This window comes from Ruegeria sp. YTSA226, assembly GCF_059609905.1.
Genome location: NZ_JBXWMQ010000027.1, coordinates 1 through 15,936 on the forward strand (window position 1 = coordinate 1; position 15,936 = coordinate 15,936).

The 15,936-nt window shown below is 55.2% G+C and carries 16 protein-coding genes and 2 pseudogenes; 12 read left to right on the forward strand and 6 right to left on the reverse strand.

Features of this window, described 5'->3' with window-relative positions; translation table 11 throughout:
- Positions 1–283 (forward strand): SOS response-associated peptidase family protein (locus AC2FFF_RS19350; protein ID WP_345741771.1); only part of this gene is annotated, 283 nt, incomplete at its 5' end.
- Between the two features lie 214 nt (positions 284–497).
- Here the strand turns inward: AC2FFF_RS19350 and AC2FFF_RS19355 are convergent.
- The gene (locus AC2FFF_RS19355; protein WP_281996138.1) at positions 498–1,259 is read right to left on the reverse strand and encodes an IclR family transcriptional regulator; all 762 of its coding nucleotides are present in this window, start codon (positions 1,257–1,259) and stop codon (positions 498–500) included.
- A gap of 72 nt (positions 1,260–1,331) precedes the next feature.
- Between AC2FFF_RS19355 and AC2FFF_RS19360 the strand changes: the two genes are divergently transcribed.
- From AC2FFF_RS19360 to AC2FFF_RS19410, 11 genes and pseudogenes are all read left to right on the forward strand, one after another.
- Complete coding sequence (locus AC2FFF_RS19360; RefSeq protein ID WP_282022528.1) at positions 1,332–2,687, forward strand: selenium-binding family protein; 1,356 nt, start codon at positions 1,332–1,334, stop codon at positions 2,685–2,687.
- Positions 2,684–2,974, forward strand: a complete 291-nt coding sequence (locus AC2FFF_RS19365; protein WP_496883071.1) for a 2Fe-2S iron-sulfur cluster-binding protein — start codon at positions 2,684–2,686, stop codon at positions 2,972–2,974. The genes AC2FFF_RS19360 and AC2FFF_RS19365 overlap by 4 nt, the downstream gene beginning before the upstream one ends.
- 78 nt (positions 2,975–3,052) lie before the next feature.
- Entirely contained in the window at positions 3,053–3,517 is a 465-nt protein-coding gene (locus AC2FFF_RS19370) for a CoA-binding protein (protein WP_142640390.1), read from the forward strand.
- Positions 3,518–3,639: 122 nt separating this feature from the next.
- Positions 3,640–3,783, forward strand: coding sequence for a hypothetical protein (locus AC2FFF_RS19375; protein WP_334223335.1), 144 nt, complete (start codon positions 3,640–3,642; stop codon positions 3,781–3,783).
- 15 nt (positions 3,784–3,798) lie between these two features.
- Complete coding sequence (locus AC2FFF_RS19380) at positions 3,799–4,029, forward strand: rhodanese-like domain-containing protein (RefSeq protein ID WP_496883073.1); 231 nt, start codon at positions 3,799–3,801, stop codon at positions 4,027–4,029.
- Between the two features lie 3 nt (positions 4,030–4,032).
- Positions 4,033–4,929: pseudogene (locus AC2FFF_RS19385) on the forward strand (MBL fold metallo-hydrolase).
- A gap of 7 nt (positions 4,930–4,936) precedes the next feature.
- Positions 4,937–5,737: an enoyl-CoA hydratase gene (locus AC2FFF_RS19390; protein WP_246097366.1), complete on the forward strand. Its 801-nt coding sequence runs from the start codon at positions 4,937–4,939 to the stop codon at positions 5,735–5,737.
- Between the two features lie 198 nt (positions 5,738–5,935).
- Positions 5,936–6,769, forward strand: coding sequence for a methyltransferase domain-containing protein (locus AC2FFF_RS19395; protein WP_142640388.1), 834 nt, complete (start codon positions 5,936–5,938; stop codon positions 6,767–6,769).
- Between the two features lie 495 nt (positions 6,770–7,264).
- Entirely contained in the window at positions 7,265–9,187 is a 1,923-nt protein-coding gene (locus tag AC2FFF_RS19400; protein ID WP_142640387.1) for a DUF3604 domain-containing protein, read from the forward strand.
- A 160-nt stretch (positions 9,188–9,347) separates the two neighbouring features.
- Complete coding sequence (locus tag AC2FFF_RS19405) at positions 9,348–10,178, forward strand: peptidyl-prolyl cis-trans isomerase (protein ID WP_496883072.1); 831 nt, start codon at positions 9,348–9,350, stop codon at positions 10,176–10,178.
- On the forward strand, positions 10,175–11,164 hold the full coding sequence (locus tag AC2FFF_RS19410; protein WP_281973988.1) for a HupE/UreJ family protein: 990 nt from the start codon (positions 10,175–10,177) through the stop codon (positions 11,162–11,164). The genes AC2FFF_RS19405 and AC2FFF_RS19410 overlap by 4 nt, the downstream gene beginning before the upstream one ends.
- A 22-nt stretch (positions 11,165–11,186) precedes the next feature.
- On the opposite strand, the gene AC2FFF_RS19415 is transcribed toward AC2FFF_RS19410, so the two are convergent.
- The 5 genes and pseudogenes from AC2FFF_RS19415 to glyA form a co-directional block, all read right to left on the reverse strand.
- Complete coding sequence (locus AC2FFF_RS19415; RefSeq protein WP_496883074.1) at positions 11,187–12,161, reverse strand: IS3 family transposase; 975 nt, start codon at positions 12,159–12,161, stop codon at positions 11,187–11,189.
- Entirely contained in the window at positions 12,158–12,445 is a 288-nt protein-coding gene (locus AC2FFF_RS19420; protein WP_171127984.1) for a transposase, read from the reverse strand. Before AC2FFF_RS19420 ends, AC2FFF_RS19415 begins: the two co-directional genes overlap by 4 nt.
- 769 nt (positions 12,446–13,214) lie before the next feature.
- Positions 13,215–14,480, reverse strand: a complete 1,266-nt coding sequence (locus tag AC2FFF_RS19425; protein ID WP_496751222.1) for a glycerate kinase type-2 family protein — start codon at positions 14,478–14,480, stop codon at positions 13,215–13,217.
- A 25-nt stretch (positions 14,481–14,505) separates the two neighbouring features.
- Complete coding sequence (locus tag AC2FFF_RS19430; protein WP_142640422.1) at positions 14,506–15,483, reverse strand: HpcH/HpaI aldolase/citrate lyase family protein; 978 nt, start codon at positions 15,481–15,483, stop codon at positions 14,506–14,508.
- 18 nt (positions 15,484–15,501) lie between these two features.
- A pseudogene (gene glyA, locus AC2FFF_RS19435) lies at positions 15,502–15,936 on the reverse strand (serine hydroxymethyltransferase); the annotation flags it as partial.

Sequence of the window (15,936 nt, forward strand, 5' to 3'; positions counted from 1 at the left end):
AATATCAATATATTACACACCGCGCCCGAGCGGGCTTTTGCGTTGCGCCATCACAACTGAAAGCACCGTGGAAGCAAACGCGGCGAAGTTAACCACCTCAGCGAATGACATTGTGCGTCCGATACATCCGCAGAGAATGCGGGTCATACTCCATCCTTGTGACTATGAGGTCTGGTTGGTTGGCAGCGCTGCGGAGGCCTTTGAACTGCTTAAACCCTATGCCTCAGATGAGATGGATATCGTCAAATCGGGCGCAGGAGAAATGTCTGACACTAGTCTTTGAACGGCATGGTTTTTTAGCGAGTTCCGATCAATGAATGTCCGCCTACGATCGCGCCTTGGACATCCGACGATTTTTGTCAGATGACTGCACCGAGCCCATTCTTCTGAATGCTGCGAGACGTTCGAACGTTCGGCGTTGCATTTTTGTTTGTGTGGAGCGGAGGTCAGTTCAGATCAGATTTAGAAGAGGCCCACATTCGAAGACCACCTAAAAGTTAGCCTGATATTTTGGCATCCTGCGCCGCGTCCCAACCCAAATTTGCAGACATTTCACGCGCAATATGGGAGATCTGGGGACCAAGTTTTTCGCGGAACGTTGGCGTAAAGACCCGTACCGATCCGGTTGCACCGATGGACATCGTGGAACCTGGCCCGCTTGGCGCAAGGGGAGCTGCCACCGAACACATGCCGCGCTCAATCTCTTCCACGCATTCTGCGAAGCCGCGCTTGCGAATGGTGTCAAACTCGGCTTCCAAGTCCTGCACGTTTGTCAGGGTGAATTCGGTGTAGGCGCGCAGCTGGCCTTCCATTTCGCTGGTCAAAAACAAGTCGGGTGAGAATGCAGCAACGGCCTTAGAGCAGGAACAGGCATGCAAGGGTCGTTTCCCCAAACCGGGATGGAGATAGGAGACCCCAGTGTCAGGTGTTTCAACGTGAATAATTTCCACGGATTTTCCGCGCAGACGGGACAGGAAAAATGCGGTGCCATATTGTTTAGCGGCTTGCTTTAGCGCAGGCGCAATCACCTCTAGCAGTGCACGATCAGAGTGGTCACTTTTCGTGATCCGCTTCAGGCGGGAGCCGATTGTGAATGTACCACGGGCAACAGGTTCCAGTAGACCAACACCGACGAGGTCCTGCACCAACCGGTAGGCAGACGGCTTAGGCAGGTCAGAATGAGCGCAAATCTCGGCCACTGTAGTCTCGCCCTTTTGTCCAACAACTTCGAGGATGAATGTCAGGCGTTCCAGATGCATATTTTTACCTTGCGAGAATCTTTTTATCGATTTACGAGAATCTTCAAGTGATCGCAAGGGAGGAATGTGAAGATGGACGGAGCATGTTGTGGCCCGGGGTATGCAAGCCCTGCCGAGGCGATCAAAGCGCCGCGTGAAAAACTCTTGTACACAATTGCCATCTACACCGGCACCGGCATTCAAAGGCCGGACTACCTAGCCACCGTGGACGCCGACCCGGAAAGCCCGACCTATTCACAAGTCATCCATCGCTTAGAGATGCCCGGCATCGGGGATGAATTGCATCACATGGGCTGGAATGCCTGTTCTTCCTGCCACGACGACGCTGGCATGAGCCGTAAATACCTGCTGGTGCCAGGCGTGCGGTCCAACAATATCCATGTGATCGACACCGCGACGGACCCGTTTGCTCCACGCCTTCATAAGGTGATTGACGGGGCCGAGATCAAGTCAAAAACCAATCTGAGCGGCCCACACACCGTGCATTGTTTGGGCTCTGAGATCATCATTTCCTTCTTAGGTGACGCACAGGGCGAAGCGCCCGGTGGTTATCTGCACCTCAACAAAGAATTCGAGATCGTTGGTCGTTGGGAAAACTCAATGGGCGATATCCCGTTTGGTTATGACTTCTGGTACCAGCCGCGCCATAACGTGATGGTCAGTTCCGAATGGGCCGCACCCAACACATTCATGCCAGGGTTTGATTTGGAAGAAGTGGGCCACCTGAAATACGGTCGCCGCCTGCACATCTGGGATTTTGAGAAAAAGGTGCCGGTCGAGACGATGTATCTCGGTGAAGACGGCCTGATCCCGCTGGAGGTAAAGTTTCTGCATGATCCTGACAGTACACATGGGTTCTGCGGTGCCGCGCTTAGCGCCAATGTCATCCATTTCTGGAAGTCCGAAGCTGGGAAATGGGAATGGGAAAAGATCATTGATGTGGAGAATGAACCGCATCCCGAATGGCCTATTCCCGTGCCCGGTGTGATGTCGGCCATCCTTGTATCGATGGACGACAAATACCTTTACCTCAATAACTGGTTGCACGGCGATATGCGCCAGTACGACATCTCTGACCCGCATAATCCTGTTTTGACCGGGCAGGTTTGGATGGGCGGGCTTTTGGGCAAAGCGCCCGAGGTCAATGGCGTCAAAGTGGCAGGCGGGCCGCAAATGTATCAGCTCTCGCTTGATGGCAAACGGCTTTATGTCACGACCTCGCTGTTCTCGACCTGGGACAACCAGTTCTATCCGGAAATTCGCACCCAGGGCGGTGTCATGCTGATGATCGACTGTGATGTCGAAAACGGCGGTATGAAAATCAACGAAGATTTCGTTGTTGATTTTGGCAAAGAGCCAAACGGACCAAGCCGCTGCCATGAAACCCGCTATCCCGGTGGCGATTGTACAAGCGACATCTGGCTGTGAGCGAAACCCGCACAATCACAATCGCCAACCGCGATGATGCGACCTATCAGGTCGACGCCCGCCGTCCGTTGCTGGACTCTTTGCGCGAACAGGGTGTCGATCTGCCCTATGGCTGCAAATACGGCGGCTGCATCACCTGTGCGGCCAAACTGACCGCTGGCGAAGTGGATCAGCGCAGGCAAGTGGCGTTGAACAATCGCCAGATCAACAATGGCTATGTTCTGCTGTGTGTGGCCCGCGCGGTGAGCGATTGCATATTGGAAATCGGCGTCGAAAGCCACGACTAACTTTATCGCAACCCCTTCCTTGATCCGCTGGAGCCGCATGAGCTGAAGGCGGATATCGCGACCCCTAAGGAGGCTTAAATGCCCGAAGCTGACATCGATCACCTGTATGATTACGCGCCCGAATATCTGGCGGACATCCTGCGTTCGGTCAAAACCATTGCGATGGTGGGGGCCAGTGGCGACAAGACCAAGTTCAGCTATGGCGTGCTGCGTGTGCTGCACGAAACGGGCTATGACATGATCCCTGTCAATCCAAACCCAAAGCTGATCGAAATTCGCGGCATACCTGTCGTTCATTCGCTGGAAGAGATCGACCGGCCCGTGGATATGGTCGAGGTCTTCCGCCCGAAAGAGGAACTTTACGCGATCACCGAGAAAGCCATTGCAATCGGCGCCAAGGTGCTTTGGGGCCAAATCGGCGTTTATGATGACCGCGCGGCCGCGCTTGCCGAAGAAGCGGGGCTGAAGGTGGTGATGAACCGCTGCCCCAAGATCGAGCTGTTCCGCCCGTTCTGGAAGCCCCGTCTTGATCTCGCAATTTGACTGAGAGCGGCACAGAAACTCATGTGACCTCTGCCTGCGCATACGGCCGTAGCGGTGCCATAAATTGGCCGCTCGACGCACTATTGGACTGGCTCAAAACCAATCGAAAAAGGAAACCAAACATGGCTCAGACAATCACCAAAAGCGCGAAAGACATCGTAAAGGTGGCCACGAAAGCGGTGCCTGCGATCAGTGCCGAAGAGGCATTGGCCTTGGTAGGCTCGCTCGATCACGTTTTTGTCGATCAGCGCGATGGTACGGAATAGGCCAAAACCGGCGTCATTGAGGGTGCTGTCGCATCGTCGCGCGGCATGATGGAATTCCACATCGACCCGGAAAGTCCTGCGCAGAAGCCGGAGTTCAGTCAAGATAAGACTTACGTGTTCTATTGCGCATCGGGTGGGCGTTCTGCCATGGCGGCGGTGGTGGCCATGGATATGGGACTGTCGCCCGTTGTGAACCTGACCGGAGGCGTTGGCGCCTGGAAAAAGGCCGGGGGCGCGCTGGAATAAATCATGGAACCTTCAACAAATTTCCCAAATCTCAATATGGCAGCAAAGCCTAGTGTCGAAGGGTTCTTTGATCCTGCCAGCAACACGATTTCTTATGTCGTGAAAGACCCCGCATCTAACGCCTGTGCAATAATCGACAGCGTTCTGGATATGGATTACGCCGCCGGGCGGATCACTTACGACAGTGCCGATCGCTTGATCGACGCCATCCAGTCACAAGGCTTGTCGGTGGAATGGATCATTGAAACCCATGTCCATGCCGATCACCTGTCTGCTGCACCCTAAATTCAGGATAGGCTGGGTGGCAAAATTGGCGTTGGTGCAGGCATCATCGAAATTCAGGACACCTTCGGCAAAATCTTCAACGAAGGCACGGAATTTCAACGCGACGGGTCGCAGTTTGATGCTTTGTTCGAGGATGGTGACACCTACAACATTGGCGAAATGACGGCCTTTGTGATTGCCACGCCGGGCCATACACCAGCCTGCATGGTGCATGTGATTGGCGACGCCGCCTTTGCCGGTGACACGCTCTTTATGCCTGACGGCGGCTCAGCCCGCGCAGACTTTCCGGGTGGTGATGCAGGGCAGCTTTACGATTCTATCCAAACCGTGCTGAGCCTGCCGGGCGAGATGCGCCTGTTCATCTGCCACGACTATGGCCCCGGTGGGCGCGCCATCGCGTGGGAGACCACAATTGGCCAGCAACGTGCCGACAACATCCATGTGGGTGCTGGCAAATCGCGCGAAGATTTCATCAAGTTCCGGACGGAGCGTGACGCGCAGCTGGCGATGCCCAAACTGATCATACCGTCCCTGCAAGTGAATATGCGGGCCGGCGAAATCCCGTGCGACGAAAGCGGCGCACCTATGCTGAAAGTTCCACTCAATGGCATATGAGGGCGAAATGCAAAACGATGATTTGATCCTGCGGGCTGACATCGATGGCGTTACCGTTCTGACTCTGAACGCGCCCAAGTCGATTAATGCGTTGTCAGAGGCGATGCTACGCGCTCTGTCTGACACATTTGACGAAATCGCAGAAGATCGCAGTGTCAAAGCAGTGATCTTGCGTACCGGCGGCAATCACTTTTGCGCGGGTCATAACCTCAAAGAAATGTCGGCGCGCCGGGCGGATGCCGACGGTGGGTTTCAGTATTTCCAAGACCTGTTTGCGACGTGTTCGGCGATGATGCTTCGGGTGGTGCGCTTGCCGCAACCTGTAATCGCCGAGGTCAAAGGGATTGCCACAGCGGCGGGGTGTCAGCTTGTTGCGTCCTGTGATCTGGCGGTGGCCGCCGACAACGCAACTTTCGCAACATCGGGCGTGAATATCGGGCTATTCTGCTCAACCCCGATGGTCGCGCTTTCGCGCAATGTGCCGCGCAAGCTGGCGATGGAAATGTTGCTTTTGGGGGAATTCTTGCCCGCAGCCCGCGTCGCCGAAATGGGGTTGGTCAACCGCGTGGTGCCCTTGGCGGAACTGGAAGCGGCATCCACAGAAATGGCTTGGATCATTGCCGATAAATCGCCGTCCGCCGTCAAGATCGGCAAGCGTGCCTATTACGAACAGCTCGAAATGCCGCTGGAAGAGGCCTACGCCTTTGCCGGTCGCACGATGGCGGAAAACATGATGGCCAAAGATGCCGAGGCCGGTATCGGGGCCTTCACCCGCAAAGAACCGATGCCTGAATGGACCGGGGAATGATCTACGAGGGCCCGGAACTTGCCCGTAATGCAGCGAACCACACCGCCCTGTCACCGGTTTCGATCCTCAAACGCGTCGAGCGCGTGCACCCAAAGCAACCTACCCGCAAATGACGGCGAATGCCCATTTCACTTGGCGAACTTGACAATTTGCCCCTTTCGGCGGTCCTCCAAAACGTGGCGATTGAGGAGATGTTGGATGCCTGACAATCAGGAACAGGACACATTTGCCGCCCTCGAAGGGCGCGAATGGGCCAAGTGCGATGTGGCACAGTCCTATGCCGAGGTGTTTGCCAAGGCGGCGGACATGGTTGTCCCACACCTGGTCGCTGCGGTTTGTACTGGACCGGACACTCGTGTGCTCGATTTGTGCTGCGGACATGGCAATGTATCCGCAGGCCTTTTCAACACAGGTGCTCGCGTAACGGGCCTTGATTTCTCACCCGCCATGTTTGAGATGGCGCGGCTGGCGGTGCCACAGGCTCAGTTCGTTGAAGGCGATGCGGTGGCCTTGAGCTTTGAAGACAATACGTTTGACGCTGTAACAATTGGCTTTGGAATGCCGAATATGCCGGACCCCCCGAAAGTGTTGGCAGAAGTTCGCCGTGTTTTGCGCGACGGCGGTCGGCTGGCGTATTCGGTGTGGTGCGGGCCCGAATTTGACACTGCGCTGGGGTATGTTTTTGGCGCCATTGAGGAACACGGGTCGCCAGAGATTGCCTTGCCACCGGGTCCCGGGGCAAATGATTATGCCGATCCGACTATCGCCTTTCCCGTACTCGCCAAGGCCGGTTTTTCAGATTGCCATCAAACCATCGTCGCGTCGAAATGGCAGGTTAGTGATCCGGGCGCACCGTTCGATTTCTTTCTTGAAGAAACGGCCCGAGGTGGCGCCCTTTTGCGCCCTCAACCTACAACGAATTTGGCCGCAATCCGAGTGGCGGTTGTGGCCAAAGTTCTGGCAAAGCACGGTGTGGGTCCTGAATGGGACGTGCCAATTCCGTCTGTCGTGACCTCGGCGGTCGTTGCCTAGCCGATCGGAACGATGTGCTGAAATGGGCGTCGTCGCCATTCATCCAAGTGTCCGGATTGTCCCGCGTTTTGTCTGTTCACACGCGTGCCGCAAAAGTCGTTTCGTACCAGAGCGGCCCTCGGTGCAAGTCGCGGCATAGGTTTAAGGAGAGCCCAAAATGATCCAGACCGCGATAGCCAAGAATGTCATCTAAGCGCAGCTATGCCGACTTTGCTAAAGTGCATACATGGCTCACGATGGACATTCGCCAATTCAAACCGCAATTTCTCCAAAGCTTCCGTTCTCAATGTTGAGCCCAACAATCGAGGCTATGACTTATCGAGTCATTTTCAGACCAACTTCGGCAGCCACACTCCTACTTGCATCATCGCCACAAAGCCGAGAGCTGAGTATTCCCACAAATGGAAAATTGATGTTATATAGAGAAATAGGAATATTAATTCTTGAGATGTAAGTCACGGGCACCACCGGGCGATCTTGGGTTGGGAGGTCTATATGCTTCGAGCTTTTGTTTATTCTATCTCACTGGGGCTGGCATCATCGACGGTCTTTGCCGACGCTGTTCCTAGCGAAGAAGCGGCGGAAGGCTTGTTCTCAAAGCAGCCGTATTCACCATATGCGAACCGGACTTTCCCCGAGCGCCCGCTGTGGGGAGACTCGCATCTTCACACCGGACTTTCGCTGGATGCAGGTGCTTTCGGGAATACACTGTTACCTGATGAAGCTTGGCGCTTTGCAAAAGGCGAACAGGTCATTTCTTCCACGGGTCAACCAGTGAGACTGGCCCGACCTCTGGACTGGATGGTTCTCACGGATCACACTGACCTAATGGGATTTGCCCCGGACCTTCAGGCTGGCAAGCCGGGCGTTCTTGCCGATCCAAAAGGTTTGGAATGGTACGAAGGTTACAAGGCAGGCGGCGAAGAGGCTGGCAAAGCGGCGTTCGACATCATCACCAACTTCTCGCAAATGACCCTGCCAGAAGTTCTTCTGGAGTCTTACAGCCCAGGTGCAGATGCATTTGCTTTTACATGGGAACAAATCGTTCTGGCTGCGGAAGAACATAACGACCCCGGCAATTTCACGGCGTTCATCGGATTCGAGTGGACCTCTGTACCCAAGGGTTTCAACCTGCACCGAAACGTCATGCTGCGTGATGGGCCGATCAGGGCGCTTCAGATGGTGCCGCCGGTCACGCAACCACCCTTTGGTGATACCGACCCAAAGGCGCTCTATGCATGGCTGGAAGACTATCAAGAAAAAACGGGCGGTCGGGCGGTAGCTTTCGCCCATAATGGCAACCTTTCGAACGGATGGATGTTCCCGACCGAAGACACCTATCACGGTGGCAAGGTCGACGAGGAATATGTGGCCGCCCGCGCCAAATGGGAACCCCACTACGAAGTCACTCAGATCAAGGGCGACGGTGAAGCGCACCCCTTCCTGAGTCCGGATGATGAATTCGCGGATTACGAAAACTGGGACGTCGGCAACCTCGACATAACCGAGCTGAAAACCGATGACATGCTGGCTGGAGAATACGCCCGAGAAGCTTTGAAGCGCGGTTTGTTGTTAGAAGAAAAGTTCGGCGTTAACCCATATAAGTTCGGCATGGGCGGCGCGACGGACAGCCATACGTCTCTGGCGACTGCCGAAGAAGACAACTTCTTTGGAAAATCCGTCAGCGTTGAACCATCGGCCACGAGAATAAAGCACCCTTTCATCGCCAATGACCTTGGCGAAATTCCTGGCGACCTTCTTGTCGCATCGGGATACACGGCAGTCTGGGCGACCGATAATACTCGCGCTGCAATCTTCGATGCGTTCAAGCGACGCGAAACCTATGCAACCACCGGACCTCGGATCGGTCTGCGGTTCTTTGGCGGTTGGGGTTTCAGTGACGCGGATGTTGAAACACGCTTCCTTGCTGATGTGGGCTACACCAAAGGTGTTCCGATGGGCTCGGATCTGCGACCTCGCGAGGGTGAAGGTGCGCCCGCATTCCTGATCGCTGCACTACGCGACCCGGTTGGTGCCAATCTGGATCGCGTGCAGGTGGTAAAGGGTTGGCTGGATTCTGAAGGGGCCTTGCAGGAAAAGGTTTACGATGTGGCGTGGTCGGACAACCGTGTTGCTGACCAAAACGGCAAGATCCCTGCGGTTGGAAACACAGTTGATGTTGAAACCGCCAGTTGGACCAACACGATTGGAACTGCCGAACTTGTAACCGTTTGGTCTGATCCTGAATTCGATCCAAATGCACGCGCATTTTATTACGTACGTGCGATCGAAATTCCAACACCGCGTTGGATCCTTTACGATAAGCTGAGATTTGGCGCCGAATTGCCCGAAGACGCGGTGCTCACACATCAGGAACGCGCTTACTCTTCCCCGATTTGGTATACACCGGCAGAGTAACACTGCCGATCACGGCGTTGGCAACCGAGGTAGAAGCCTTTACCTCGGCCCATTCACCAGACGATTGATTTGTGCGTAGCGTTGATTTTCTTGCAATGCTCAATCGACTGATGTCAGCATCGATACGTAAAACCGGAGCGCGTTTCATGCAGGAGCCTTCATGCGAATATTGAAAGAACCCCTGTTCCATTTCTTCCTGATTGGAGCAGCTATTTTCATTTGGTTCCAAATAGTTGCGCCGGAAAACGAGACTGTCGAAGATTTTGTGACAATAACAATCGACGAAAACGATATCGCGCTTTTGTCTGATCAGTTTGAAGCACGGTGGAAACGGCGCCCAAGCGGTGCCGAGCTGCAAGCTTTGACTGATGCAACAATTCGCGAAGAGGTACTGGTCAGAGAAGCCAGAAAGCTTGGCCTTGATCGCGGAGACTCTGTGATCCGGTCTCGTCTCAGTCAAAAAATGGATTTCCTGACCGAAGCGATCGCCACGTCTGTTGTTCCGGAAGACGAAGATTTAGAGGCCTTTTTGCAAAACAACTCGGAGCGCTATGCGACGCCCAGCAAGCTGGCCTTCATTCAGGTCTTTATTGGTGAGGAGCCAAACAAAGCTGAAATCGAGGGGGTCTTGGCCGCCCTGCGCGCGGGAGATGAGGTTTCCGACCTGGGCGCCTCGACACTGCTGCCCGCATCTATGCCCTTGACTGCGACCAGAGTGATAGACTCGGTCTTTGGATCTGGCTTTTCCAAGGGTCTTACAACATTGGATAAAGGTCAGTGGGCTGGCCCGATCCAGTCGGGTTACGGGGTCCATCTGGTTCAGGTGCAAGACATCGAACCTAGTCAAATACCCCCATTGTCAGAAATTTACGATGCCGTGCTGCGGGATTGGCGTCGCGTGATGAGCGAAGATCTGGCGCAAGCGCAATATGAGATTCTTGCTGCCAACTATGAGATCATAGTGCCCGCTCTCTCAGGTCAAACCAAATGAAAGCTGTATTTGGCCTACTGTTTGCCTTGCTGATTGCGTGGGTTGCAGGAAATGCCTCGGCGCATGCGCTTGATCCGGGGTACTTGGAAATTCGCCAAATCACATCGGACACCTGGAGCGTTCATTGGCGAAAACCCGATGTGAATGGTCAACCCATGGCGATTGATGTCATGGCGCCGGATGGTTGCACCCCGGCGCGCGGCCCTACCCCAATTTCCGATGGCAGAGCATGGGTTTCTTCCTGGGTTATCGAGTGCCGCGGGGATATTGCGGGCCAACCCATCCAGATAGAAGGTCTGGAGGTTCAAAAGAACGACGTATTGGTCCGAGTGCAGCCCCTGCAGGCTGAGCCCACGACGCTTCGGTTCACACCAGAGACAGCCGTTCAGAACATACCTTCTGAACAGACCACATGGTCTGTCTTCACCGCGTATTTCCAGTTGGGTTTTGAACACATACTGGAAGGTTGGGATCATCTGCTGTTTGTCTTCGCGTTGTTTGTTCTGGTCCGCGATCCGTGGAGACTGGTGGGAGCAGTCACAGCATTCACACTGGCGCATTCAATAACACTGGCATTGGCAACGCTTGGTTTTCTGAATGTCCCTGGTCCGCCGGTCGAGGCCATCATTGCGCTTTCTATTGTTTTTCTGGCGATGGAAATTGTTAAGGTTGGCGACGGGCGTTTCCGACTTTCAAAGCAGAAGCCCTGGGTCGTTTGTTTCGGGTTTGGGCTTTTGCATGGCCTTGGTTTTGCAGGCGCTTTGGCCGATATCGGACTACCCTCAATCGATATTCCTGCAGCCTTGCTTGCCTTCAACCTGGGCGTCGAGGCCGGCCAGTTGAGTTTTGTCGGGGCCTTGGCACTTCTTGTCGCGATCTGGCGATTGATGGCACGTCCAGTTAGCCAAAGGGCGACTGTGATTACAGCCTATGGCATCGGGTCGGTATCGATGTACTGGCTCATAGAACGCATAAGTGGGTTCTGAAGCGCTTTGCCTTGGTGTTGGTTCAGGTGGTAGAACGGCTCAAAGGATAACTCGATTGCAAAGCGCGCAATTCGACCGGGTGCAGGTGCAACCGCGCAGAATGCGCCTGCGCACAAAAGCCCACTTCGTCGTATGCCCAACGTTTGTTGTCTAGCCCCCATGTTCTGGGCCATTTCGGACTAGAGTTTCGGGGACTGGTGGGCGCATGTTGAGGGCCTGATGGGGTCGGGTGTGGTTGTATTGCCTCAGCCAGCAATTGATCACGATCTGTGCCTGCTTGGTCGTTGTGAACCATTCGGAATTGAGAACCTCGCGGCGGAGCGTTCCATTGAACCTCTCGTTGTATCCGTTCTCCCAGGGAGAGCCCCGGGTAGATCCGGATCGGGTTCACACCGACCTTCTCGAGCCAACTCTGGGTTGCTCGTGAAGAGAACTCTGGGCCGTTATCGCTTCGAACGAAATCAGGCTTTCCGTGGCGCAGGAACAGCCCGCAGAGAACCTCCAGCACATCTTCAGAACCCATGCGGGTCCGAACTTCCACTGCAAGCGCCTGGCGGGTGTATTCATCCAGAACCGTGAGCATCTTGTAGCTCCGCCCATTGCTCAGCTTGTCGTGAACGAAATCGACGCTCCAGACATGGTTGGGATGCGTCGGTCGGAGCCGAATGATCGAACTGTCCTTGTGGTACAGGCGACGCTTCTTCTTGTGCCGCTGCGGGAGTTGCAGACCTTCCTCCCGCCACAGCCGTTCTACCTTCTTGTGATTGACACGCCAGCCCTCAACCCGAAGCAGCTGCGCCACCTTACGGTAGCCATACCGGCCATAGCTCTTGGCCAGACGGATCATGGCCAGTCGAAGAGCATCATCGTTCTTCTCTACGGCCTGGTATTGCATGGAGCTGCGTGCAAGGCCGACCACCTTGCAGGTGCGACGCTCTGATGTGCCAAGCTTCTGGCGAGCATGAATGACGGCCTGACGAAGTTGGCTCGTCGTCAGGCCCTCGGTTTTAGGTAGTTCAGACTTTCTTTGAGGATCAGCTTGTCCAGTTCCAGTTCGGCCACGATCTTCTTCAGCCGGGCATTTTCTTTCTCCAGGCTGCGCAACTCCGACAGTTGCGACTTGCCCATGCCACCGAACCGACGCCGCCAATTGTAGTAGGTCGCATCGCTGACACCAACACCACGACAGGCTGTCCGAACATCGTCGCCATCTGCCAGCTTCAGTTCAATCTCACGCAGCAGCTTCAGAATGTCTTCGTCCGAGTATCGCTTCCGAGCCATCTCTTGTTCCCCCTTCTCGGCCAAAGTAGTGGCCCAATTTTAGGGGGCAAAGACACCCTCGCGATTTACTCGTCTTGAGACCGGAAAATTATTGCAATCAGTTGCTGGCAAATAGCATTTTATAGATCGATTTCGGCAGTCGACCTCGTCCGCAACTCGGCCATAGGCCTTTCCGACATCGTTGCGGCCACGACCAACGGCCGCATGTTAGGTTGCGATGCAGCGCGTGTCTAATGCGCTCGTTTTGCTGAATGAGCGAAGGTCGCGATTTCAATTCGGCTGCTTTGGGCTCAATGCGGTCATACAAGTGTATTGAGAGGGACGTCTTCTTTCAAAAAGAATACGCTTTCATCACGCATTTTAACTGCGTTCGACAACGGCGTTTGCGCCCTCCCGCAACCAAATACAACAGAACCGCCCGTCGGATCTACAAACAGCCCACCGGACTGTTTGCTGCACGATCTCACCTCGTCAGGACCATGTCCTGAAGGCCAAAGGTTCAAACCCTACTCCAAAAATCAGCTTTAGAACGAAAATTACAAATGCTTACACGCCGATCAACGCCAAACATTCCGCAAAAAATAATGCCTATATCCCTCCGTCAGAGCCTAAAACATCGCCTGTGACATTGGAACAAACGCCTCTTTTATGGCTTTGAAATCAGACTATCGCATGAATCGGACCTTTCTCGACGGATTCAGGCATGACTCTCCAATTCGACATCTCTGACGCTATATCAACCTTGATGCCCGCCAAGCTTAGCGCGCGCTCAAGCATCAGGTCCAAGCAGCAATACTTGGATATCTGCAACATTGGTTCCGGTCGCACCAGTCATCAGAAGATCACCCGATAGTCCCAATGCCCGGTGACTGTCGTTGTTTGCTAACAGCGTGGACGGATTTTGCCCCGCATCGCGGATACGGTCGAATGTTCCCACATCCACAATCGCACCCGCTGCGGGGGTCGGACCATCACGGCCATCTGTTCCACCGCTGAGGAAAATCCAGTTGCCGGGAATAGCTTCCCCTTGCGCCAGTTGGGCGACGCGCAGCGCTAGTTCCTGATTGCGCCCACCAAGACCCGCACCCAGCAGCCGGACGGTTGTCTCCCCTCCGAAAAGCAGAGCGACCGGGCGGTCGGAAGCCACAGAACGGGCCGCTTGCAGAATCTGACGTGCAGCGTCGGACACGTCTCCTGTCAGTGCTTTGGAGGCAATTTCAGCCCGACAAAACTGCGCCGCACAGCGATGCGCAGCCTCAAGGCTTATCGTGTTCGACCCGATCAGATGATTTGTCGCTTCAACTGCTATCGTCTGTTCAGGAACGCTGTGTTCTAGATGGTCCCGCACGGATTGGGGAAGACGCTTCCAGATGCCAGCCCCAATGCAGATCCTGCGGGCATCGGCTTGGGTTCCGATGGGTGGAGAAGTGGGGCCGCTGGCAACGGCACGCAGGTCATCTCCGATCACATCCGACAGAATATAGGCTGTGACCGGTGCAGGTGAACCGTGTCGCAGAAACCCTCCGCCCTTGAGCTGGCTCAGATGCTGGCGCACCAGGTTCATGTGCACGATGTCCAATCCGGAAGACAACAAGAGCTCGTTGACCACAATCTTATCCGATAGGGACAATCCGTCCACAGGTGCCGGAACAAGGGCCGATCCCCCGCCAGAGATCAGCGCTATGATCTGATCTTGCTCGCGTGCTGCGCTGAGCAGATCAATGATCTGGCGACCGGCTTTGAGGCCCCGTTCGTCCGGAACGGGGTGTGCACTGTTCAACACAGTTGCACCGGGTACGACCGCTTGGTTTTCGGAATGGGTCACGGCCAGAGCGACATGATCACCCTGAACGTTTTGCAAGGCTTCCGCCATCATGGCTGGGGCCGCTTTGCCAATCGCGATTAGGATGCTGCGCCCACCCTGTTTGGGCGCAGGCAATGGGGCTGATTGCAGCCGTCTGCTCAGGGATACCGCCGGATCTGCCGCGGCTATGGCTTCGGCAAATATGTTGGCGGCACAATCGCGTTGAGACATGGACGATTGTAAAGTCATGAGGCGATCATGCTGCTGCGATTTGACGGGCCTTTTCAACCATAACTTCAGCTTGACGGATCGAAGCATAGTCGATCAGGCGGCCATCCAACGAAACAGCTCCCTTTCCCGCTGCTTCGGCTTCGGCCATTGCTTCGAGAATGCGTTGTGCCTTGGTGACTTCGGCGTCGCCCGGCGACATAACATCGTTTGCCAGTGAAATCTGGCTGGGATGGATGGCCCATTTGCCCTCGCAGCCTAATACTGCCGCGCGCTTTGCGGCGGCTTTGTAGCCGTCCGGGTCTTGGAAGTCTCCAAAAGGGCCGTCGATCGGGCGCAAACCATTGGCGCGGGCAGCCACAACCATGCGGGCAAGCGCATAGTGCCACATATCTCCCCAATGGGTCAGGCGTCCTCCGTCCGTATCGGCGTCAGTCAGAACGGAATAATCCGGGTTAACACCGCCGATAATAGTCGTCCGCGCGCGGGTCGAGGCGGCATAGTCGGCTACGCCGAAATGCAGGCTTTCGTTACGTTTCGACGCCGCCGCGATCTCACTGACGTTCTGCATCCCCAACGCAGTTTCGATGATATGCTCGAATCCGATGCGCTTTTTGTACCCCTTTGCATCCTCGATTTGCGTGACCATCATGTCGACGGCATAGACATCTGCCGCGGTGCCGACCTTGGGGATCATGATCAGATCAAGTCGTTCGCCAGCCTGTTCAACCACATCCACCACATCGCGGTACATGTAATGCGTGTCGAGCCCGTTGATGCGTACCGACATGGTCTTGCTGCCCCAGTCGATGTCGTTCAGAGCCTCAATGATGTTTTTGCGGGCCTGTTCTTTCTCGTCCGGCGCGACGGCGTCCTCCAGATCAAGGAAGATGACATCCACGTCCGATTGTGCGGCCTTTTCGAACATTCCGGGTTGGCTGCCAGGCACGGCGAGTTCGCTACGGTTTAGGCGGGCAGGAGCCTGTTCGATGGAATGAAAGCTCATGGGTTGGTGTCCTTCAGTTTACAAGTTTGGATAGATAGGGAATCTGGCGCAGAGGTTTGCGACTTCGGTTTTGACTTTGGCCTCGACCTCACCGTTACCGTCCTCGCCATTTGCGGCCAGACCGTCGACCACTTCGATGATCCAGTCGGCGATCTGGCGGAACTCGGCCTCGCCAAAGCCACGCGTGGTACCTGCGGGGCTGCCAAGGCGGATGCCGCTGGTCACCATCGGTTTTTCGGGATCGAACGGGACACCGTTCTTGTTGCAGGTGATATGCGCCCGGCCCAGTGCCTTTTCAGTCGCGTTGCCTTTGACGCCTTTAGGGCGCAGGTCCACCAGAACCACGTGGGTATCGGTGCCGTGGGTGACTGTGTCCAGCCCACCTTTGATCAACTGGTCCGACAGGGCCTGCGCGTTGGTGACCACCTGGGCGATGTAGTCCTTGAACTCGGG

Bases quoted from the DNA above. Each gene is read 5' to 3' on its own strand.
- AC2FFF_RS19425 (WP_496751222.1), bottom strand. From the start codon at position 14,480: ATGTCTCAACGCGATTGTGCCGCCAACATATTTGCCGAAGCCATAGCC.
- AC2FFF_RS19355 (WP_281996138.1), bottom strand. From the start codon at position 1,259: ATGCATCTGGAACGCCTGACATTCATCCTCGAAGTTGTTGGACAAAAG.
- AC2FFF_RS19405 (WP_496883072.1), top strand. From the start codon at position 9,348: ATGCGAATATTGAAAGAACCCCTGTTCCATTTCTTCCTGATTGGAGCA.
- AC2FFF_RS19395 (WP_142640388.1), top strand. From the start codon at position 5,936: ATGCCTGACAATCAGGAACAGGACACATTTGCCGCCCTCGAAGGGCGC.
- AC2FFF_RS19360 (WP_282022528.1), top strand. From the start codon at position 1,332: ATGGACGGAGCATGTTGTGGCCCGGGGTATGCAAGCCCTGCCGAGGCG.
- AC2FFF_RS19390 (WP_246097366.1), top strand. From the start codon at position 4,937: ATGCAAAACGATGATTTGATCCTGCGGGCTGACATCGATGGCGTTACC.
- AC2FFF_RS19375 (WP_334223335.1), top strand. From the start codon at position 3,640: ATGGCTCAGACAATCACCAAAAGCGCGAAAGACATCGTAAAGGTGGCC.
- AC2FFF_RS19410 (WP_281973988.1), top strand. From the start codon at position 10,175: ATGAAAGCTGTATTTGGCCTACTGTTTGCCTTGCTGATTGCGTGGGTT.
- AC2FFF_RS19370 (WP_142640390.1), top strand. From the start codon at position 3,053: ATGCCCGAAGCTGACATCGATCACCTGTATGATTACGCGCCCGAATAT.
- AC2FFF_RS19430 (WP_142640422.1), bottom strand. From the start codon at position 15,483: ATGAGCTTTCATTCCATCGAACAGGCTCCTGCCCGCCTAAACCGTAGC.
- AC2FFF_RS19400 (WP_142640387.1), top strand. From the start codon at position 7,265: ATGCTTCGAGCTTTTGTTTATTCTATCTCACTGGGGCTGGCATCATCG.
- AC2FFF_RS19420 (WP_171127984.1), bottom strand. From the start codon at position 12,445: ATGGCTCGGAAGCGATACTCGGACGAAGACATTCTGAAGCTGCTGCGT.